Annotated in this window: 17 protein-coding genes; 11 read left to right on the top strand and 6 right to left on the bottom strand. The window is 50.2% G+C overall.

Annotated features, from left to right (window positions below; all coding sequences use genetic code 11):
* The first annotated feature begins 125 nt into the window (after positions 1-125).
* Both lptF and lptG read left to right on the top strand, forming a co-directional pair.
* Entirely contained in the window at positions 126-1,229 is a 1,104-nt protein-coding gene (lptF, locus tag D6029_RS14830; RefSeq protein WP_120065495.1) for an LPS export ABC transporter permease LptF, read from the top strand.
* Positions 1,229-2,305, top strand: coding sequence for an LPS export ABC transporter permease LptG (gene lptG / locus D6029_RS14825; protein ID WP_120065494.1), 1,077 nt, complete (start codon positions 1,229-1,231; stop codon positions 2,303-2,305). Before lptF ends, lptG begins: the two co-directional genes overlap by 1 nt.
* Positions 2,306-2,457: 152 nt before the next feature.
* On the opposite strand, the gene D6029_RS14820 is transcribed toward lptG, so the two are convergent.
* Positions 2,458-3,960, bottom strand: a complete 1,503-nt coding sequence (locus D6029_RS14820; RefSeq protein ID WP_120065493.1) for a helicase HerA-like C-terminal domain-containing protein — start codon at positions 3,958-3,960, stop codon at positions 2,458-2,460.
* Between the two features lie 135 nt (positions 3,961-4,095).
* On the opposite strand from D6029_RS14820, the gene D6029_RS14815 reads away from it, so the two are divergent.
* Positions 4,096-5,736, top strand: coding sequence for a glycerone kinase (locus tag D6029_RS14815; RefSeq protein WP_120065492.1), 1,641 nt, complete (start codon positions 4,096-4,098; stop codon positions 5,734-5,736).
* Between the two features lie 28 nt (positions 5,737-5,764).
* On the opposite strand, the gene D6029_RS14810 is transcribed toward D6029_RS14815, so the two are convergent.
* Positions 5,765-6,265 carry a M48 metallopeptidase family protein gene (locus D6029_RS14810; RefSeq protein ID WP_120065491.1) on the bottom strand — a complete coding sequence of 167 codons (501 nt, stop codon included), beginning with the start codon at positions 6,263-6,265 and terminating at the stop codon, positions 5,765-5,767.
* 84 nt (positions 6,266-6,349) lie between these two features.
* Here D6029_RS14810 and rlmG point away from each other — a divergent pair, with 84 nt between their 5' ends.
* Positions 6,350-7,486 carry a 23S rRNA (guanine(1835)-N(2))-methyltransferase RlmG gene (gene rlmG, locus D6029_RS14805; protein WP_120065490.1) on the top strand — a complete coding sequence of 379 codons (1,137 nt, stop codon included), beginning with the start codon at positions 6,350-6,352 and terminating at the stop codon, positions 7,484-7,486.
* A 66-nt stretch (positions 7,487-7,552) separates the two neighbouring features.
* Here the strand turns inward: rlmG and D6029_RS14800 are convergent, their stop codons facing one another.
* From D6029_RS14800 to D6029_RS14785, 4 genes are all read right to left on the bottom strand, one after another.
* Positions 7,553-9,571, bottom strand: a complete 2,019-nt coding sequence (locus D6029_RS14800) for an oxidoreductase (protein WP_120065489.1) — start codon at positions 9,569-9,571, stop codon at positions 7,553-7,555.
* A gap of 200 nt (positions 9,572-9,771) precedes the next feature.
* Complete coding sequence (locus D6029_RS14795; RefSeq protein ID WP_120065488.1) at positions 9,772-10,839, bottom strand: ABC transporter ATP-binding protein; 1,068 nt, start codon at positions 10,837-10,839, stop codon at positions 9,772-9,774.
* A gap of 18 nt (positions 10,840-10,857) precedes the next feature.
* Positions 10,858-12,225: a phosphohexomutase domain-containing protein gene (locus D6029_RS14790; protein ID WP_120065487.1), complete on the bottom strand. Its 1,368-nt coding sequence runs from the start codon at positions 12,223-12,225 to the stop codon at positions 10,858-10,860.
* Positions 12,226-12,250: 25 nt separating this feature from the next.
* The gene (locus tag D6029_RS14785; protein ID WP_120065486.1) at positions 12,251-13,285 is read right to left on the bottom strand and encodes a LacI family DNA-binding transcriptional regulator; all 1,035 of its coding nucleotides are present in this window, start codon (positions 13,283-13,285) and stop codon (positions 12,251-12,253) included.
* A gap of 159 nt (positions 13,286-13,444) precedes the next feature.
* On the opposite strand from D6029_RS14785, the gene D6029_RS14780 reads away from it, so the two are divergent.
* From D6029_RS14780 to D6029_RS14750, 7 genes are all read left to right on the top strand, one after another.
* On the top strand, positions 13,445-14,731 hold the full coding sequence (locus D6029_RS14780) for an ABC transporter substrate-binding protein (RefSeq protein WP_120065485.1): 1,287 nt from the start codon (positions 13,445-13,447) through the stop codon (positions 14,729-14,731).
* Positions 14,732-14,736: 5 nt separating this feature from the next.
* Positions 14,737-15,612, top strand: a complete 876-nt coding sequence (locus D6029_RS14775; RefSeq protein WP_167456007.1) for a carbohydrate ABC transporter permease — start codon at positions 14,737-14,739, stop codon at positions 15,610-15,612.
* The gene (locus D6029_RS14770) at positions 15,612-16,439 is read left to right on the top strand and encodes a carbohydrate ABC transporter permease (protein ID WP_120065484.1); all 828 of its coding nucleotides are present in this window, start codon (positions 15,612-15,614) and stop codon (positions 16,437-16,439) included. The genes D6029_RS14775 and D6029_RS14770 overlap by 1 nt, the downstream gene beginning before the upstream one ends.
* A gap of 13 nt (positions 16,440-16,452) precedes the next feature.
* Positions 16,453-18,033, top strand: coding sequence for an alpha-amylase family glycosyl hydrolase (locus tag D6029_RS14765; protein WP_120065483.1), 1,581 nt, complete (start codon positions 16,453-16,455; stop codon positions 18,031-18,033).
* Positions 18,020-19,078, top strand: coding sequence for a glycoside hydrolase family 130 protein (locus D6029_RS14760; protein WP_120065482.1), 1,059 nt, complete (start codon positions 18,020-18,022; stop codon positions 19,076-19,078). Before D6029_RS14765 ends, D6029_RS14760 begins: the two co-directional genes overlap by 14 nt.
* A gap of 3 nt (positions 19,079-19,081) precedes the next feature.
* Entirely contained in the window at positions 19,082-20,041 is a 960-nt protein-coding gene (locus D6029_RS14755; RefSeq protein ID WP_120065481.1) for a DUF1861 family protein, read from the top strand.
* 173 nt (positions 20,042-20,214) lie between these two features.
* The gene (locus D6029_RS14750) at positions 20,215-21,606 is read left to right on the top strand and encodes a carbohydrate porin (protein WP_120065480.1); all 1,392 of its coding nucleotides are present in this window, start codon (positions 20,215-20,217) and stop codon (positions 21,604-21,606) included.
* Positions 21,607-21,768: the final 162 nt, after the last annotated feature.

The raw sequence follows: 21,768 nt of genomic DNA, 5'->3' as shown, positions 1-21,768 counted from the left end.
CCAGAATTATGCCGGGCTTTTTAATCTTAGCGATGTTTTCGACGACTCAAGAGAATAAATGACGTATAAGCGATGAAACAAGCGATTTTCCTGCAAAAAGACTCGTTTTCACAGGCGTATTTAATGTGATTATCATAAGATATCTCGTCCGGGAGACGCTCAAAAGCCAACTTGCGATCCTTTTCATCCTGCTGCTGATCTTCTTTTGTCAGAAGTTAGTCAGGATTCTGGGCGCGGCGGTTGATGGCGATATTCCGACAAATTTAGTGTTCTCTCTATTGGGACTGGGCGTGCCTGAAATGGCGCAGCTTATCCTTCCTCTTAGCCTATTCCTTGGGCTGCTCATGACGCTTGGCCGACTGTATACCGAGAGTGAAATCACGGTAATGCATGCCTGTGGCTTGAGTAAAGCGGTGCTGGTCAAAGCTGCAATGATCCTCGCACTCTTTACTGGCGTGGTCGCAACCGTCAACGTGATGTGGGCAGGGCCGTGGTCCTCACGTCATCAGGACGAAGTGCTGGCGGAAGCTAAAGCTAACCCCGGCATGGCCGCATTAGCTCAGGGTCAGTTCCAACAAGCGACGGACGGCAACTCTGTGCTGTTCATCGAAAGCGTGGATGGCTCAAGCTTTAAAGATGTATTCCTCGCGCAATTGCGCCCGAAAGGCAACGCGCGTCCATCGGTTGTGGTGGCTGATTCCGGTCATTTATCCCAGCGCCCGGACGGCTCACAAGTGGTGACGCTCAATACCGGCACACGCTTTGAAGGCACCGCCTTACTGCGTGATTTCCGCATCACCGACTTCCAGGATTATCAGGCTATCGTCGGGCATCAGGCGGTTGCGCTTGATCCCGATGATTCCAGCCAGATGTACTTCCGCACGTTGTGGGCAAGCGATACGCCGAATGCTCGGGCTGAATTGCACTGGCGTTTAACGCTGATTGCGACCGTCTTTATCATGGCATTGATGGTGGTTCCGTTAAGCGTGGTCAACCCGCGTCAGGGCCGTGTGCTTTCCATGTTGCCTGCGATGCTGCTTTATCTGGTCTTCTTCCTGTTGCAAACCTCGCTGAAATCTAACGCGGCGAAAGGGAAAATCGACCCGATGATTTGGATGTGGTTGGTGAACCTGGTCTATTTTGCCATCGCAGTGGTGCTTAACCTTTGGGATACGGTGCCGATGCGTAAGCTACGTGCAAGCTTTGGCAAAACTCGAGGAGCGGCATAATGTTTGGTGTTCTCGACCGTTATATCGGTAAAACCATCTTCACCACCATCATGATGACGTTGTTCATGCTGGTGTCGCTGTCGGGCATTATTAAATTTGTCGACCAGCTTAAAAAAGCCGGGCAGGGCAGTTATTCCGCTCTAGGTGCGGGTGTTTACACCGTGCTTAGCATTCCAAAAGACATCCAGATTTTCTTCCCGATGGCCGCACTTCTCGGTGCGTTGTTAGGGTTAGGGATGTTGGCACAGCGCAGCGAGCTGGTGGTGATGCAAGCCTCTGGTTTTACGCGTTTGCAAATTGCTTTGTCAGTCATGAAAACGGCGATTCCGTTAGTCTTGCTGACAATGGCGATTGGCGAATGGGTTGCGCCGCAAGGCGAACAAATGGCGCGTAACTACCGTGCGCAGCAGATGTACGGCGGTTCTTTATTAACCACGCAGCAAGGTTTGTGGGCAAAAGATGGCCACAACTTTGTCTATATCGAACGCGTGAAAAGCGACAACGACCTCGCGGGCATCAGCATTTACAGCTTTACCCCAGAACGTCGGCTGCAATCGGTTCGTTATGCGGCCTCCGCACAATACGATAACGAACACAAAGTCTGGCGGTTGTCGCAGGTTGATGAATCTAACCTGAGTGACCAAAAGCAAATCACTGGCGCTCAAACCGTCAGCGGCGAATGGAAAACCAAGCTGACGCCGGACAAGTTGGGCGTAGTGGCGCTGGATCCAGACGCGCTTTCCATCAGCGGCTTGCATAATTACGTGAAATACCTGAAGTCGAGCGGGCAAGATGCCGGACGTTATCAACTCAACATGTGGAGCAAAATCTTTGCGCCGCTCTCCGTTGCGGTGATGATGCTGATGGCGCTGTCGTTTATCTTCGGCCCGCTGCGTAGTGTGCCAATGGGCGTGCGTGTGGTGACGGGCATCAGCTTCGGTTTCGTGTTCTACGTGCTCGACCAGATATTTGGCCCGCTGAGCCTGGTGTATAACATTCCGCCGATTTTGGGTGCGTTATTGCCGAGTGCGACGTTCTTCTTAATAAGCCTGTGGCTAATGATGAAGCGCTCCTAAAATATCCTTCATAATTCAAGCTGCAGCTGTGTTGGCTGCACTCACAAACCCCAGTCACTTACTTATGTAAGCTCCTGGGGCTTTGCTCCTTTGCCGCCTTGCTGCAACTCGAATTATTTTGGCTATTAATTGTTATAGTTAATGTATAGATATTACCGCTTACGCCCACCCATAATACTGCCCAACACTCCGCGTATAATTTGATTGGTCACCTGGCGCGCCGCACTCTTCGCCATGGTTTGCACCACACCATCTTTCTTGCCGCCGCGTGGCCCGGTAGTGCCAAACAAAATATCTTTCAATCCGCCCAGAATCCCGTCATCGACGGCGACCGATTCACCTTTCGCCGGTGGCGCATTTTGTTGCTCACCTGCGGCCTGAACGCCTTGCTGTAAGCGTTCGTACGCTGATTCCCGGTCAACCGTTTCGTCGTATTTACCATACAGCGGCGAGTGGTTCAGAAGCCCATTACGTTCATCGTCAGTTACTGGCCCCATGCGCGAGCAAGGCGCAATCACCATCGCACGTTCCACGACTGTTGGGCTGCCTTTTTCATCCAGCAATGAGATTAACGCTTCGCCGGTTCCCAGTTCCTGAATCGCTTTTTCAGTGTCGAATTTAGGGTTGGCGCGCATAGTTTGAGCGGCGGTTTTCACGGCTTTCTGATCTTTGGGAGTAAAGGCGCGTAACGCATGTTGAATGCGATTACCGAGCTGCCCGAGTACGGTATCGGGAATATCAGATGGGTTTTGGGAAACGAAATAAACCCCAACCGCTTTGGAGCGAATCAGGCGAATGACCTGCTCGATTTTGTCGAGCAACACCTGCGGCGCATCGTTAAACAGCAAATGCGCCTCATCAAAGAAGAACGCCAGCTTTGGTTTTTCCTGGTCGCCTGCTTCCGGTAATTGCTCATAGATTTCTGAAAGCATCCAGAGCAAACTGGCGGCATACAGCTTCGGCATTTGATACAGCTTTTCGGCGGATAAAATATTGATAATGCCCTTGCCGTTGGCATCGGTGCGCATCCAGTCTTTGATATCCAGCATCGGCTCGCCAAAGAAATATTCGGCACCCTGTTGCTCAAGCTGCAATAGCCCGCGCTGAATCGCGCCGACGGACGCACTACTGATATTGCCGTACTGGTTCTGGAAAGATTTCGCGTTATCGCCGATGTACTGCGTCGCCGCGCGCAGGTCTTTAAAATCGAGCAGCAACAAACCCTGATCGTCGGCAATGCGGAAGATAATTTGTAGCACGCCCGACTGCACTTCATTGAGATTGAGCAGCCGTGACAGTAACAGTGGCCCGAGGTCAGAAACCGTTGCCCGCACCGGGTGGCCTTTCTCACCGAAGATATCCCACAGCACCACCGGATTGCCGTGGGGCGACCAGTCCGTCACACCGATTTTTGCCAGCCTGGCGAGCAGTTTCTCAGATTCTGCACCTTCTTGTGCAACACCGGTGAGATCGCCTTTTACATCCGCCATAAACACGGGGACGCCAATCTCTGAAAACGATTCGGCCAGTTTTTGCAGCGTGACCGTTTTACCTGTACCCGTCGCACCGGTTATTAACCCGTGGCGGTTCGCCATATTTGGCAATAAATGCAGTTCTTGTTCAGTGGTTCTGGCAATCAGGAGCGGCGCAATCATGGTGATTTCCCTGTGGCGACATTTCCATAAGCATAGCAAGCGGCAGGCGTTCGTCATCAGCCAAAATCCTGGATTGCGGCAGCTCTCGCAGCAAAGGCTATGCTTTGCATATGTATTACTTATTATTGGGAAACTATGTCCAGATTCTTCTTTAATGACCGTAAGCACATGGTCGACGACGCTATTGAAGGCGTCATTATCAGCTCTCGTTTTCGCAATCTGACCCGCTTAGATACCGATCCCGCCATTCGTGTGGTGGTGCGCAAAGACTGGAACAAAAGCAAAGTCGCGATAATTTCTGGCGGTGGCTCAGGCCACGAACCGGCTCACGCAGGCTTTGTCGGGAAAGGGATGTTAACGGCTGCGGTGTGCGGTGATTTGTTTGCTTCGCCGAGTGTCGAAGCCGTTTTGAACGCGATTGTAGCCGTGACCGGCGACCGTGGCTGCCTGCTCATCGTCAAAAACTACACGGGCGACCGTCTGAATTTCGGCCTTGCTGCCGAGCGTGCCAAAAAACACGGTTTGAAAGTTGAGATGGTTATCGTCGGTGACGATATTTCGTTGCCCGAAAACAAACAGCCACGCGGCATTGCCGGAACGGTTTTAGTGCACAAAATTGCGGGCTATGCCGCAGAGCAAGGCAAGTCTTTAAGCGACGTGCGAGAGGCTGCGCAAAGTGCCTGCGACAGCATTGCCAGCATGGGTGTCGCCATGCAAACCTGCAATCTGCCGGGGCAAAATGACGAAGAAGGGCGCATCAAAGCCGGGCATGTCGAATTAGGCCTTGGCATTCACGGCGAGCCTGGCGCCAGCACGCTTGATAGCCAAAACAGCCACAAAACGATTGCCACCATGGTTCAGCATCTGCGCAAAGCAACGGGGCCAGAAGCCCGTCTCGCGGTGCTAATTAACAACCTCGGCGGAACATCCGCGCTGGAAATGGCGCTACTGGCAAAAGAGCTGGTGCATTCAGAATTAAAAGAACAAATCGACTATTTGATTGGTCCAGCCGCATTGGTTACTGCTTTGGATATGAAAGGATTTTCACTTTCCGCCATTGCATTGAACAAGACATTTATCGAAGCGTTACAGGCTGATGTTGAAACCGCAGGCTGGCAGCCGATGGTGAAACTCGACGCCATGCCGTTGCAAAAACACAACGTAATACGCGCCGCAAGCCAGGCGAAACCGTCAGAAAATGCCGCCGTTAAAGCGCTGGTGGCAACGATTACCCGCACGCTTATCGAGCAGGAAGAGGCGCTGAATGCGCTGGATGCCAAAGTCGGCGATGGCGATACCGGTTCGACGTTCGCACTGGGGGCGAGGGAAATCGCACAGCTTAACGAAAACGACAAGTTGCCATTAAACGACACGGCGGCATTGCTGGAATTAGTCGGCGAGCGGTTAGCGACCGTCATGGGTGGTTCGAGCGGTGTACTGATGTCGATTTTCTTTACCGCCAGTGGGCAGAAAGTGGCTAAAAAGCAGCCGCTTGCAGATGCGCTATTGTTTGGACTTGAGCAGATGAAACGCTACGGGGGCGCGGAATTAGGCGATCGCACATTAATCGATGCGTTGCAGCCCGCGCTCGAAGCCTTGAAAGAGAGCGATCTGAACGCCGCTATAAAAGCCGCACAAAAAGGCGCAGAGGCGACAGCGAAAATGCAAAAAGCCAACGCCGGGCGCTCGTCGTATGTGAATAGCGAGAACTTGAATGGAGTGAAAGATCCCGGTGCGGTGGCGATTGCTGCGGTGTTTGCCGCGCTGGAACAATAACGATTCCGGGGAATTTCCCCGGTTCTTTTTACGCCTGGCCGCTTAACGCCATCTGCGTCAACCAAAGCCGCGTATCAAACTCGAGTTGATGATATTGCGGCTCCATATGGCAACACAGGGAATAAAACGCCTTGTTGTGGTCTTTCTCTTTCAGGTGCGCCAGCTCGTGAACCACAATCATGCGCAAAAAGGCTTCCGGCCCATTTTTAAATACCGTCGCCACACGAATTTCTGCTTTGGCTTTGAGCTTGTTGCCCTGAACGCGGGACACCGCCGTGTGCAGGCCCAGCGCGTTATTCAATACGTGGATCTTGCTGTCATAAGCGACTTTATTAATCGGCGGCGCATTGCGCAGATACTGGTTCTTCAGATCTTGCGTCCAGGCATACAACGCTTTATCCGTCGTGATGTTATGCGTATCCGGATAGCGTTTTTGCAGCACTTCCCCAAGACGTTGTTCCGCAATTAATGTTCTGACCTGCGCAAGCAAATGCTCGGGATAGCCTTGTAGATACGTTAAATTGCTCATTGGTCTGCTCAAAGTAAGGGGAAAAAAGGTATACTCACGCCCCCATTCGGGGATAAGCAGAAATTTTACCATCCAGGAGGGCCGATGAGCCAATTAGACGACGGTTTCCGTTCACTGACACTAAAACGTTTTCCAGAAACGGACGACGTTAACCCACTACAGGCGTGGGAAGCTGCCGATGACTATCTTTTGCAGCAACTGGACGAAATCGAAATCAGTGGCCCGGTCCTGATTTTTAACGATAACTTCGGGGCGCTGTCTTGCGTGCTGGCTGAACACAAGCCGTACAGCATCAGCGACTCGTACCTTAGCGAACTGGCTATCCGCGAGAACCTGCGCGAGAACGGCATCGTTGAGTCCAGCGTAACGTTCCTTGATAGCACCGCGAAATATCCAGAAGCGCCAGCAGTTGTTCTGATTAAGATCCCTAAAACACTGGCATTGCTTGAGCAGCAACTGCGCGCGCTGCACGAAGTCCTGACGCCGGAAACGCGCATTATTGCCGGTGCGAAAACCCGTGATATTCACAACTCCACCATCGAGTTGTTTGAAAAAATCATCGGGCCAACCACCACCACTCTGGCGTGGAAAAAAGCGCGTTTGATCAACTCGACGTTCAACGCGCCGGTTCTGAAAGAAGCCGCAGAAACCCTGAGCTGGAAACTGGAAGGCACGCCGTGGACGATTCATAACCACGCCAACGTGTTTTCCCGTACCGGTCTGGATATTGGCGCACGTTTCTTTATTGAAAACCTGCCGACCAATCTGGAAGGCGAAATCGTCGATTTAGGTTGCGGCAATGGCGTGATTGGCCTGCATTTGCTTGAGCAAAACCCAGAAGCGAAAGTGGTCTTTGTTGATGAATCACCGATGGCCGTAGCGTCAAGCTACAAGAACGTCGAATTCAACATGCCGGAAAACCTGGAACGCTGCGAGTTTATGATTAACAACGCACTTTCCGGTGTTGAGCCGTATCGTTTTAACACGATTCTGTGCAACCCGCCGTTCCATCAGCAGCACTCTTTGACCGATCAGGTGGCGTGGGAAATGTTCCACCATGCGCGTCGTTGCCTGCAAAATGGCGGCGAGCTGTACATCGTTGCTAACCGCCATCTGGACTACTATCACAAGCTGAAAAAGATCTTCGGTAACTGCGACACCGTTGCGACCAACAAAAAGTTTGTGGTGTTGAAAGCTGTGAAATTAGGCCGCCTCCGCTAGGATTTATCGCTTATCCACCCTGTCCGTAGGTCGGATAAGCGCAGCGTCATCCGACAAGGCCAGACGCTAAATTTCCAATGCTAAATGGGTGCCCTGCGCGATTGCGCGTCGGGCATCCAGTTCCATCGCCACATCCGCACCACCAATCAAATGCAGCGTTTTCCCCAGTTCGCGTAACGGTTCTGCCAGTTCACGACGTGAATCCTGACCGGCACAAATAATCACGTTATCCACTGCCAGCGTCTGCGGCTCACCGCCTACCGTAATGTGCAAACCTTCGTCATCAATGCGTTCATAAGTTACGCCCGCCACCATTTTCACGCCACGCGCCAGCAATGTGGTGCGGTGAATCCAGCCCGTTGTTTTGCCTAACCCTTCACCCGGTTTACTGGTTTTACGTTGCAACATCACAATCTTGCGTGGGCTTTTAGGCAGTTGCGCGCCTTCCGGGCGCAATCCACCCGCATGTTGCAGGCTGGTGTCGATACCCCATTCCACGCAAAATTCAGCGATATTCTGGCTGGTGGATTCCCCTTCCTGGCTCAGATACATCGCGGTATCAAAGCCAATCCCACCCGCACCGATGATAGCCACACGGTCGCCGACCGGGGCTTTCTCGCGCAGCACATCAATATAATTCAGTACTTTAGGATGCATGATCCCGTCGATCAGCGGCAGGCGCGGCTCGATGCCGCAGGCGAGAATTATCTCGTCGAACTCTTTAAGCAGCGGTGCGGTAACGTACTGATTCAGGCGAACTTCAACGCCAGTTATTCCCAACATGCGGCGGTAATAGCGCAGAGTTTCGTAAAACTCCTCTTTGCCGGGGATTTGCTTGGCGATATTAAATTGCCCACCGATTTCAGAGGCGGCATCAAATAACGTCACTTTGTGCCCGCGCGCTGCGGCGTTGATCGCAAAAGCTAATCCCGCCGGGCCTGCGCCAACTACGGCCAGGTTTTTACGAACCGCTGCCGGAGCAATCGGCATTTTGGTTTCGTGGCAGGCGCGTGGGTTAACCAGGCAGGAGGTGACTTTGCCGAGAAAAATCTGATCCAGGCACGCCTGGTTGCAGCCAATACAGGTGTTTATTTCATCTTCACGGCCTTGCTCAGCCTTAGAAACAAACTCCGCGTCGGCAAGGAACGGTCGCGCCATCGATACCATATCGGCATCGCCATCGGCGAGGATCTTCTCGGCAGTTTGCGGATCGTTAATGCGGTTGGTGGTGACTAATGGGATCGATACTAATCCTTTGAGTTTGCGCGTCACCCAGCTAAACGCACCGCGTGGAACCGGCGTCGCAATGGTCGGAATACGCGCTTCATGCCAGCCGATACCAGTGTTGATCAACGTGGCGCCGGCTTTTTCGATAGCTTTGGCAAGCTGTACGGCTTCGTCAAAAGTGCCACCGCCATCGACCAAATCCAGCATCGACAGACGATAAATAATAATGAAATTAACCCCGACTTTTTCACGCACCGCACGCACCACTTCGATGGCAAAACGCATGCGCCGGGTGTAATCACCGCCCCATTCGTCGTCGCGCTGGTTAGTTCTTGCCGCCAGAAACTGGTTAATTAAATAGCCTTCGGAACCCATGATTTCGACGCCATCGTATCCGGCTTGCTGTGCAAGGCTGGCGCATCGGGCGAAGTCTTCTATCAGCGTGAGAATTTCTTCGTGGCTTAAAGCGTGGGGCTTAAAGCGGTTAATCGGGGCCTGAATGGCGGAAGGAGCGACCGGGTTTGGCTGGTAACTATAACGCCCGGTATGCAGGATTTGCAGGGCAATTTTGCCACCTTCGCGGTGAACTGCGTCAGTCACCACTTGATGATGTGCGAGCTGGCTTTCGTCATTGAGCACCGCGCCGCTTTCCACGCCGACGCCGGAAGGCGAGGGGGCAACGCCGCCCGTGACAATCAACGCCACGCCGTGACGGGCGCGTTCGGCATAAAAGGCCGCTAAACGCTCGGCACCTTTTGGGTGTTCCTCAAGCCCGGTGTGCATCGAACCCATCAGCACGCGGTTTTTAAGTGTGGTGAAACCCAAGTCTAGTGGGGCAAACAGCGACGGATAGCTCATATTCTCTTCCTGAAGGGTCATTATTATTATGTGGTCGGATGAGTTAGTAATTTAGCTGGATGTAGCGCAAATGGGGAGAAGTTGTCGAATGATTGTGACATAACTCAAAGAACGGGTCGGGTGAGCGAACGCTCCCCGACACAACAGCCGTTTTAATCTTGTAGGTCGGGCAAGCGAAGCGCCCCCGACACAACACGTAATTACTGCGCCAGACGTTTTCCTAACGCATCAAACAGGTGAAGATGCTGCTCATCAACACCCAATTGCAGCGGCGTACCCGCAGTGAAATTAAGCTGCTGGAATGATTTGAGGCACACCGATTGCCCGGCTAAATCCAGATACACCAGCGTCGAATCCCCCTGAAGTTCGGTAAACCTGGCGACTCCGCTGAACTGATAATCCGCATTTTCATTCAGGCGCAGGTGTTCCGGACGAATCCCGATAAACACTTTATCGCCCTCATTCAAGTTCTGCGCAGGCGCAGCGAGCGGCAATACCACATTGTCGGCGATGACCAGGGTATTGTGGGTAAACACTGCGGGCAGAATATTGATTTTCGGGGTGCCAATAAACTCGGCGACGAATAAATTTTGCGGCGCGTTATACAACTCAAGCGGCGTTCCGACCTGCTCGATTTTGCCTTTGTAGAGCACCACAATTCTGTCGGCCAGCGTCATCGCTTCAACCTGATCGTGGGTGACGTAAATCATCGTGTTCTGCAAATTGCCATGCAGGCGGCTGATTTCCTGGCGCATTTCGACGCGTAATGCCGCATCCAGATTGGAAAGTGGCTCGTCAAAAAGAAATATTTTGGGCTGCTGAACAATAGAACGCCCAATCGCCACACGCTGTCGCTGCCCGCCGGAAAGATTTTGCGGCAGGCGATCGAGCAACTCCTCAAGCTGCAACATTTTTGCCGCTTGCTCGAGGCGTCGCGCAATTTGATCCGCTGGCGTTTTGACATTTTTCAGCCCAAAACTGAGGTTATCGCGCACCGTCATATGCGGATAAAGCGCGTAGGACTGAAACACCATCGACAGTTCACGCTGGCCCGCCGGTAATTCCGTCACGTTGTTTTCACCGATGATAATCGACCCGCTGTTTAAGCTTTCCAGCCCGGCAATAATGCGCAGCAGCGTTGATTTGCCGCAGCCAGAAGGGCCAACCAGCACAATAAATTCACCGGAATGAATATCGAGGGACAGGTTTTCAATAATGGTGTTCTTTTCGTAGCTTTTATTAATATTTTTCAGGGTAACAGTGGTCATTATTTTCTCCGAAAAGACTCACAGCGATTCAATCAGTGATAACAGCATTGAGGTTTTTTCCTGCATCAGCGCTTTATCATTGCGGCTTTCCACATTCAGGCGCAGTAAGGGTTCGGTATTAGAACTGCGCAAATTAAAACGCCAGTGGGTGAATTCCATACTCAACCCATCGCAATCAGACTGGCTCAGGCAGAGTGGTAAAAGCTCTGTCTCAATATGCTTCATGACTGCGAGAGGATTCTTAACCGTGATATTTATTTCGCCTGAAATCGGGAAGCTTTTAATACGTTCAGCGATGAGTTCTGAGAGTTTTTTTTGATTGGTATTTAAGAGCTGAATCATTAGCAGCGCGGGGATCATGCCGCTATCGCAATAACCAAATGAGCGGAAATAGTGGTGCCCGCTCATTTCGCCACCATAAATCGCATTTTCACGGCGCATGGCATCTTTAATAAACGCGTGTCCGGTTTTTGATTCCACGGCGACGCCCCAACACTGGCTGATGATCTGTCGGGTATTCCACATCAGGCGCGGATCGTGAATGATGGTTTCACCAGGATTTTGCTCCAGGAACCACGCCGCCAGCAGCCCGACCAAATAATAGCTTTCGATAAAATCGCCATGGCTGTCGAAGAAAAAGCAGCGGTCAAAATCCCCGTCCCAGGCGATACCTAAATCGGCTTTATAAAGCACCACGGCGGCGCGGGTATCAAAGCGGTTTTCCTCCAGCATTGGATTCGGCACACCCGCCGGGAAATGCCCATCAGGATCGAAATGCAGTTTGATAAATTCAACCGCAGCATGTTGTTTGTGCAGGGCTTTTTCAATCGCGTCAAATGCCGGGCCGGCGGCACCATTCCCGGCATTCACGACCACGCGTAACGGGCGCTTCAGCGGCGTGGTGATGTAACTCATCAGGTGCTCAACCCACGCATCACGATGGTCACAGCGCTGATAATTCCCCGGTTGTGCGGCAGGGGTAAAATCATTCGCCAGCGCCAGAGCTTTAATTTCCAGCAGCCCGTTATCGTTGCTCACCGGGCGTGCCTGTTCACGGACGATTTTCATGCCGTTGTAATTAGCAGGATTATGGCTGGCGGTAATTTGTATACCGCCATCGGCGTTTAACAGCCGGGTGGCGAAATAAACTTCTTCGGTGCCGACCATGCCGATATCAATCACATCGACACCGCTGCGGATTAATCCTTTTGCCAGTGTCTGTTTGTATTCTTCTGATGTCAGGCGGCTGTCGCAGCCAATCACTATCCGTTTTGGTTTAAGCCAGGTTGCGACGGCTTGTGCAATGCGCAAGACAATATCGTGATTAATCGTGATATCCACTTCACCGCGAATATCATAGGTTTTGAAACACTGTAATTCATCCATAAATCAACCTGTGTTAGCCGGAGTGTCACGTTGACTCCCCTTCAATAAATTGATAATCCAGCTCGTAGTGGATTTTATTATTCTCTTCAAGCAATAATTTGACGGCGGTTTTTCCTTTATCCTCGGCATGTTGAGAAATCGTTGTCAGGCGAATACCCGAAGAATTCACAGGAATATCATCAAAACCGGTAATAGCCACTTGCTGTGGCACCGATATATTATTTTCAACGCAATAATTTACCGCTCCGGCGGCAAAGCGGTCAGATAAGCAGATAATGGCACTCATATCCGGATGCTCATTTAGCAGTATTTGTGCGGCCTGCGCGCCATGGGTTTCATCATGCAGCGTTTCATATAACCAACAATCACTGAGATTAATGGCATGTGCGGCAAGGGTTTCGCGGCAGGCATTAACCCTGGTCAGCATTAAGTTATTATCCCCAGTGATCGCTTGTTCGAGCGAGCGCAGACCCGCTGCGGATTTTGTAGATGGGAATGAAATGATGCCAAATTTGCGATGCCCCTTCTTGAGTAAATACTCGCAAATCTCACTCATCGCTTTTTTGTTATTAATCGAAACGCTACTGTAATCCGGCAGCGAAAAATCAATGGTGACCACGGGAATATTCTTAGCCAGCGCCTGTTGGATCACTTCGTCGCTATTATGGGTAGCGTTAAGAATATAACCATCAACCAGGGTATTCAGGCGTTTTACTTTCACATTCTGGCTATTTTTTAAGGGAATGAGAACCAGATTCACATCGTGATTTTCACACTGCGTGGCGATGCCTTTCATCAAACTCAGATCGTGATTATCAATAAACACGTAACTCATCGAATCGTTAAAAATCACCCCAATAGTATCTGACTTGCCGGTACGCAAGGCGCGCCCAAGCCGGTCGGGGCCTTGAAAGCCGCAGGATGCCGCGTACTCAAGGATCTGTTTGCGTAGTTCATCAGACAGTTTGTCCGGGTTGTTCCACGCATTGGAAACGGTGGTATGCGAGATACCCAGCGCAGATGCGATTGATTTAGTCGTCACTTTTTTATTGCTATTCATGTCATCAATACTTTTTGTCTTTTATATTGGGTTACTTTTACTTTGCCATAAGTTTAACGTTAAACAAAAGTGATTGTGTGATCGGTTTAACGTTAAACATAAATTCCTGATGCTAGCGTAAAAATAGAGTAGCGCTTATGTTTTCTAAGGAGAGTTCTAGTGAAAGTTTCGACACTGGCTAAATGGACTGCGTCAATTCTGTTGGCAACGGTTATTTCGGGTTGCGACAAGGATGATGAAAAAACGGCACAAGCCGATGCGACGCCAATAAAAATGTGGGTCGCACCCAATGAAAATGAAGAAGCCTTCTGGAATGCGATGGTCACAGAATGGAATAATTCACCGCAGCATCGAAAAGTTGAATTTACCACTATTCCGGCGGCAAGTAGTTCTGAAGAAGCGATTATGAACGCGCTGGCTTCAGGCACAGAACCTGATATTTCCAGCAATGTTTTTATTGGTTTTGCCAGCCAACTTAATGAAATGGATCAGCTCGTCGATTTAGCCAAATTACCCAATTATCCGCAGCTTATTGATACCCGAAATATGGGTGAAATTGTTCCGGCTTGGGAAATTAAAGGCCAGACAAATGTATTGCCTATTTACATCAACCCGATTGTTTATTGGTGGCGCATGGACTTACTGAAAAAGTATGGCTATGAAAAAGTGCCGACCACTTATCAGGATATTTACACGCTTTCACAGCGCCGTGCCGATGATAAATCGGGTTATGCGATACAACTTACCGCCGGTAAAAACTGGTGGGATCGTTGGTTCGATTTTATTCCGTTGTATTACGCGCAGACCAACGGGCAGGCTTATATTGCTGATAATAAAGCCCAATACAATAGTTCGCAGGGCGAAACCGTGTTGGCGTTTATGACGAAAATATTTGCCAACAAATGGAGCAGCTACGATTTCACCGCTGCTGATGATCCACTCGCAACCGGCCAGGTGATGGCATCGGTGCGCGGCCCGTGGGATATCGCGCGTTATCGCAAACAGTACCCCGCCATTCTTGAAACCATCCAGATTGGCCCGATGGTCACTGTTGACGGGCACCCGCAACCGCATACGCTGGCGGACAGCAAAGGTGTGGTGATGTTTAAAAGCAGTAAACATCAAACCGAAGCCTGGGAGTTTATTCAGTGGGTATTTAGCAACCCGGAACACGACCTGAAATGGCTTGAGCTAACCGGCATGCCGCCTGCGCGTGGGGACTTACTGACCAACAACTTGTTCACTGCGTACCTTGACCGCAGCCCGGTTGAAAAGCAGATTGCTGCGCATGTCGCTAATGCGCAGCCGCCAGCGGCGACGACTAAAACCACTGAAATTCAGCGCAGCATGACGCAAATGATTGAGCGCACCATTTTCTCCGGAATGACGCCGATTGACGCACTGAATCAGTCTGCCGCCGAAACTGACAAGCTGCTCGGGCAATAATCACGATGCGCAGAATCCGCATTAGCGACTCTTCATTAGGGGGCTTATTAGCCTCCTCGTGGCTCGGATATTCCGTGTTGTTTTGGTTTTATCCGTTTGCCTGGCTGGTGATATTAAGCGTGACGCAGTGGCAGTTTATTGGCACTCCACGCTTTAATGGCCTGTATAACTTTATCGGCGTGATGCAGGATGAATTGTTCTGGAAATCCATGCTCAATGTGCTGCGATTCCTGCTGTATTACATTCCGATAGTGTTAGTCGCCTCGTTACTTTTTGCGGCGGGATTAAAACGTATTAAATATGGCAAAGGGTTTATCGCTCTGAGCTTTCTGTTAGCCAATGTCTCATCGGGCGTAGCTTATTCCATTGTATTCTCTAAATTGTTTAGTGAGTTCGGGCCGATTAATGGTTTTTTACGCGAAACGTTTGGCTTCGCTATTCCGTGGTTTACCAACCCCGATTGCGCGATGTTATCCATCGCTTTAATTGTGACGTGGAAGTTTGTCGGCTATTACGGCCTGATTCTTTATTCCGGCATGATGGCGATTCCCAAGGATATTTATAGTGCTGCGACACTCGATAAAACGCCGCCTTTTAAACAGCTTTACGCCGTCACGTTGCCGATGATGAATGCGCAAATCATTATGGTGCTGGTTCTGGCGATTACCGTGGCGTTTGGCATTTTTACCGAACCTTATCTGATTACCGGCGGTGGTCCGTTAAACAGCACCACGATGCCGATGGTGGTGATGTACGAAGTCGCATTCCAGAATATGAAGCCAAGTTGGGCGGCCACCATGTCGATTATTGTGGCGGTGTGTAGCTTTGCGTTGATCTGGGTTTTACGTCGCCTGTTTGAAAAAAATATCGAGATAGTCTGATGAAAGCACTCAAACCGGTCAGTTTACTGATTCATCTCGTGATGTTGATTCTTGCCGTCAGCTGGCTTTATCCGTTTATCTGGATGGTGATCGCTTCGTTTAAAGACACCGCCCAGATTTATACCACCGGCTTATTTGACGGGCGTTTCTCACTCGATAACTACGCATTTTTGTTTGATAACAGCGCCAGGGCGGATAAACCTTTCCTGCGTACTTTGTTTAACTCGATGTTTATCGCTATCACTATCACCGCCAGCGTGACATTAACCTCAACGCTTGTCGGTTATGCGGTGGCGAAAATCCAGTTCCGTGGGCAGAAAGCGTTTAAAAACCTGCTGATTCTGCAAATGGTATTCCCGGCATTTATGTTCATTATTCCGCAGTTTGTTTTGATGCGTGAACTGGGGTTGATCAACAGCTATAGCGCGATGATCCTGCCGTTTATGATGAGCGCGTGGGGCATCTTTATGGTGTCGCAAAGTTTTAAAGGCACACCGAACGATTATATTTACGCCGCAAAACTCGACCACGCCAGCCTGTGGGGAATATTACGCCATGTGATGATGCCGCTGAATAAATCTATTCTGGCGATTGTGGCGTTGTTTACCTTTTCCAGCGCCTGGGACAACTTCCTCTGGCCGTTAATTGTGATGCGTGAAGCAGAGAAAATGCCGTTCTCGGTATTGCTGGCGACGTTTAGTAAATCCTACGGCGTCTATCTTGGCCCGGTAATGGCAGGCGCGGTGGTGCAAACTTTGCCAGTCGTTATTTTGTTTATTCTGTTCCGTAAATACTTCCTCCAGGGAATGTCGCTGTCACTGAAATAATAAGGAACCTGGCATGAACAATTCCCATTGGTGGAATGAGCGCGTTTTTTATCAGGTCTATTTGCCGTCATTTTGTGACGGGAATAATGACGGACTCGGTGACTTTCACGGCTTGCTATCCAAAATTGATTATCTGGCCGACCTCGGTATTAAGGGATTGTGGGTAACGCCTTTTTACCCGTCGCCGCTGGTCGATAACGGCTACGACATTAGCGATTACTGCGCCGTTGACCCGCGTTTTGGCGATATAGCCGCCTTTAAAGCGGTGCTGGACGCGTGCCATCAGCGCGGCATGAAAGTGGTAATCGACGTGGTGATCAATCACGTTTCGGATCAACACCCGTGGTTCCTGGATGCGTGGAATAACCCGCAAAGCCCGTGGCGCGATTTCTTCATCTTTAGCGACCAACCGAATAACTGGCAGTCGTTTTTTTCCGGTTCGGCGTGGAGCAAAGAGCCGGACACCGGGCAACATTACTACCACAAATTTTCCCCGCAGCAGGTTGACCTCAACTGGAGCAACCCGCGCGTTGAGCAGGAAATCCGCCAGACGCTCGATTTCTGGATTGCGCAGGGCGTGGATGGTTTCCGCTTTGACGTGATTAATTTCCTGACCACCGACGGCATTACGGCGGATAACCCAGAAATTGCCGGGGAACAGCAACACGACAACGATATCAACCAGCCCGGTTTAAGCGCGGTGCTGGCGCGTCTGTGCCGCCATATTCGCCAGCAAGGCGACTACTTTCTGATTGGCGAAGTGGGCAGCGAAGATCTGGATATTTTGCAACGTTATCAGCGCCCGGAACTGCTGGATGTGGTGTTTAACTTCAATCTTGGCAGCCAGAAAACGTTCTCTGCCAACGCGATTTATCAGCAATTAAAGGCGATGGAACAGCAGCAATCTGGCGTGCCGACGCTGTTTTTCTCAAGCCATGATATGTCGCGCATGATTAGCCGTTTCGGAGAATCACCGCGTGATACCGAACGGGCCATTGCCGTGATGGCGCTGCAAATCAGCGCGCGCGGAGTGCCATTTATTTTCCAGGGTGAAGAGAACGGCATGACCGATTATCAGGCCCAGGCGCTCGACCAAATTTATGACATTCAGGGGCAGACGCATTACCACTCGGCCATTGCCGATGGTCTAACGGCAGACGAGGCGCTGGCGCAAGCCATCGAACATTCGCGAGATGGCTCGCGTTCACCGTGCCAGTGGAATGATGCAGCGTATGCCGGGTTTTCAACCCGCTCGCCATGGATGCCGGTTAACGCCAATTATCCGCAGGTGAATGCCCGCGCCATGCAAGGCGACCAGGGCTCTATATTCCACGCTTACCAGACGCTTATCGCGCTACGCAACCAGTCGCAGGCGTTGCAGAAGGGGGAATATGTGTTCCTCGAGTGTCTCGATGAGTGCCTGTATTTTTCCCGCCGTTTTGACGATGAAACGGTGACGGTGGCGATTAATTTTGGTTCCACAATCGTAAACCCATGCCGGGAAATCGACGGTGAATTGTTGTATGGCGAAGATGCGCCACTGCTTTCAAAAAATCATATTGTTATCAAGAGGAAATTCCATGGAAAGGCATAGTCAAAACCCGCTGATTACACCTGCTGATGTCAAACCATCACACCCATCAATGAAAGTTGAATGTGTTTTTAATGCGGGCGTCACCGAATTTAACGGTGAAATTATTCTGCTGCTGCGCGTCGCCGAAAGCGTTCTTAACAACTCGACGCAAACCGTTCATGTGCCGTTATTAGAGCAACAAGGCAACAAGTGGGTTTGCACCACCGCTGTTTTTGATCTCAGCGACGATCGTTATGATTTCAGCGATCCGCGCACCATTGTGATGATTGATGATCTTGATGAGGTGTATTTGACGTCAATGTCTCACCTGCGCATAGCCCGCAGCCGCAACGGTGTAGATTTTGTTATCGACGATGAACCATTTATTTTCCCGGATACCCAGTACGAACAATTTGGCTGCGAAGATCCGCGCATCACGCAAATCGATGGCGCCTGGTATATCAACTATTCCGCAGTGTCGAGCTACGGGATTTCTACCGCATTAGCCGTCACCCATGATTTCAAAACCGTTGAGAAACTGAGCGTGATTTTCTGCCCGGATAACCGTGATGTTTGTTTCTTCCCTGAAAAAATTAACGGCAAGTTCTACGCTCTGACGCGCCCGGCACCGAAGCATTTCGGTAAGCCTGAAATTTGGTTAAGTGAATCACCGGATTTGCTGCACTGGGGCAACCATCGCCATTTATTAGGTGCTTCCGGGGACAAATGGGATGCCCGCAAATCTGGCGGCGGTGCGCCATTGCTGAAAACTGAAAAGGGCTGGCTGGCGATTTATCACGGCGTCGATGCCGATCAGCGCTACTGCCTTGGCGCGTTATTACTCGACATTAATGACCCGACCAAAATCCTCGCCAAATCGCCAGTTCCCTTGCTGCAACCTGAAGCCATCTATGAAAAAGAGGGGTTCTTCGGCAACGTGGTGTTTGCCTGCGGAGCGCTTATTAAAGATGACACATTGCGCGTTTGGTATGGTGCTGCGGATGAATGTATGGCGCTGGCGACGCTGCCAATGTCTGAGTTGTGGCAACATTTACGGTTGGCATAAACCATGACTGCGCCAACGGTTAACGCATTATTGGCGGCGTATCGGAGCCGCCGCCCACATCGTTTGCAACGCCAGAAAATGGTTTTTCATGGCGTTGACGGGCGGGATGTTTATAACCCGACGAAGCCATTCAGATTTAACCAACAGTGGGTGATGGCGGCGCGCGTCGAAGCGCGTGAAAGCGAGTTTTCACAGGTGCGATTTTTCCGTGTGGAGGATTTTAAACAGGCGTATTTACTGGAAGATGCGCCGGTTTTTAATTTGCAGGATCCGTTTATCTGCATGGTTGCAGGCGAGATGGTGTTTGGCGGCGTCGAAGTGGCGATATCGCCAGAAGACGCAACAACTCTGACCTGGAAAACGTGTTTCTGGCGCGGTAATGATTTGACGTCGCTGCGCCATTTTGCTGATGGGCCACAAGGCATGAAAGATATTCGCCTGGTGGATTTAACCGACGGGCGAATTTTGTTGTTCACCCGTCCACAAGGCGCGAACGGCGGGCGCGGGAAAATCGGCTGGACGATTATCGACTCACTGGAATGCCTGACGCCACAAGCTATTGATAATGCGAAATTACTCCAACATGTCGACGACTTGAGCTGGTGCGGTGTGAATGAAGCGTGGGAAAGTTCAGCGGGTATTGTCGACGTATTGGCTCATGTCGCTTGTTTCGATGAACAAGGAAATCGCCATTATTACGCTGCGGTGTTCCAGTTTGATATTTCTCTTTCGCAAAGCCCGCCCATCACAATTATTGCTGAACGTGATGATTTCCTGCCAGGTGATGCAAAACGTATTGATTTAAATGATGTGGTATTTCCAGGTGGACTATTATCCATAAATAAGAATAAAGCCCTATTATTTTGTGGAACCAGTGATTGTGAGGTGCAGTGGTTATTGGTTGATGATTTCTTTATGAGATTCAACTCGCAAAATAATGATTTGGAAGCTTTTAAATATTAATTAAGTGATAAAAAAGAAACTGCATTAATTTCTTCTCATCAATACATTTAGTTTCACTATGAATCAGGGTTTAGTATTCAACTATTTAATGTAATGACAGATAAATAGTCTATCCCTTTTGTATTAATTAGTTTGATGAATGTTTCATGGACTCTATAAGGATATAAAGAAATATGAAAATAAAAATCGGGGCTTTATTAGTCGGGCTTGCCCTGTCTGCGGGAGCGGCAGCGACTAATACAACAAATCGTAATATTAGTTTAGAACAACGCCTGAATCAGTTAGAGCAACGGGTCATCGCGGCTGAACAACGTGCAGCAGTTGCGGAAGCAGAAGTGCAAAAAATAAAAGCGACTCCGGCGCGCACAATCGCACCTGTCGCCGTTGTCAGCGAGCAATCTGTAACGAATAAAGCCGATAATCAATCACCGAAATTAACCTTGAGTGGTTATGGCGACCTTAAAATATATGGCGACGTAGAATTTAATATGGATGCGGCCAGCCGAAGTAATGGCCTGACATCAATGCGCAATAGTGCCAATACTAATTGGGCTGATGGCACTAATGAACGTTGGGATATTAACGGTCGTATTCTGCTTGGTTTTGATGGTTATCGCCGCATGGACGATGGCAAATTTGCCGGGTTTACTGTCCAGCCGTTAGCGGATTTAACCGGGCATATGAATCTTGATGATGCGGCATTCTTCTTTGGTCAGGAGAACGACTGGAGAATTAAAGTGGGCCGTTTTGAAGCCTACGATATGTTCCCGTTAAATCAGGATACCTTTGTTGAATATTCCGGTAATACCGCCAACGATCTTTATGGCGATGGTTACGGCTATATCTACATGATGAAAGAAGGGCGCGGGCGTAGTGATACCGGCGGTAACTTCATGCTGAGCAAAAATATCGACAACTGGTATTTCGAATTAAACACGCTGCTTGAAGATGGCACTTCGTTGTATCAGGACAAGTCATATCACGGCAACGATATGCAAAAAGACAAAAACGTCGTTTACGTGCGCCCGGTGATTTCCTGGTCTGAGGGGGCTTTCTCCGCCGCGGCGGCGATGGAAGCGCAAGTGGTGAACAACGCTTATGGCTATACCGATGCTAACGACCAAATGGTCGACCAATCCAGCCGTACCGGTTATGGCCTGACGATGACGTGGAATGGGCAGAAAGCCGACCCGGACAACGGTATTGTCGCCAACTTCAACACGGCTTATCTGGATGCCGAAGATGAAACCGACTTCACCGCAGGCGTGAACGCCTTATGGCAGCGCTTCGAGCTGGGTTATATCTACGCGCACAACGATATTGATAAGTTCGATGTGAATAATGCGATTGAGAATTGCGACAGCGATTGCTGGATTACCAACGCGGGCACCTACGATATTCATACCCTCCACTCTTCGTATCTCTTCCCGAACGTGATGGGCATGAAGAACTTCAATATTTACTTGGGGACGTATGTGTCGTGGGTTAGCGCGGATAATGACTCTAACGATGGCAGCGATAATACGCGCTATGGCGGGCGTGTGAGATTTAAGTATTACTTCTAATAAGAGTGAAAATTGCCCTCACCCTAACCCTCTCCCCCAGGAGAGGGAATTGACTAGTTTTCTCCCTCTCCCTGAGCTGTCTCTTAGTCACATTTCTGTGAGTCGGGAGACAGTTCCGTTCACCCGATGTTCAGTGTTTTATTTAGCCACTGAACCGGTGAA

Source organism: Buttiauxella izardii, from assembly GCF_003601925.1.
GTDB classification, from domain to species: domain Bacteria; phylum Pseudomonadota; class Gammaproteobacteria; order Enterobacterales; family Enterobacteriaceae; genus Buttiauxella; species Buttiauxella izardii.
This window is presented reverse-complemented; position numbering and strand designations above follow the sequence as displayed.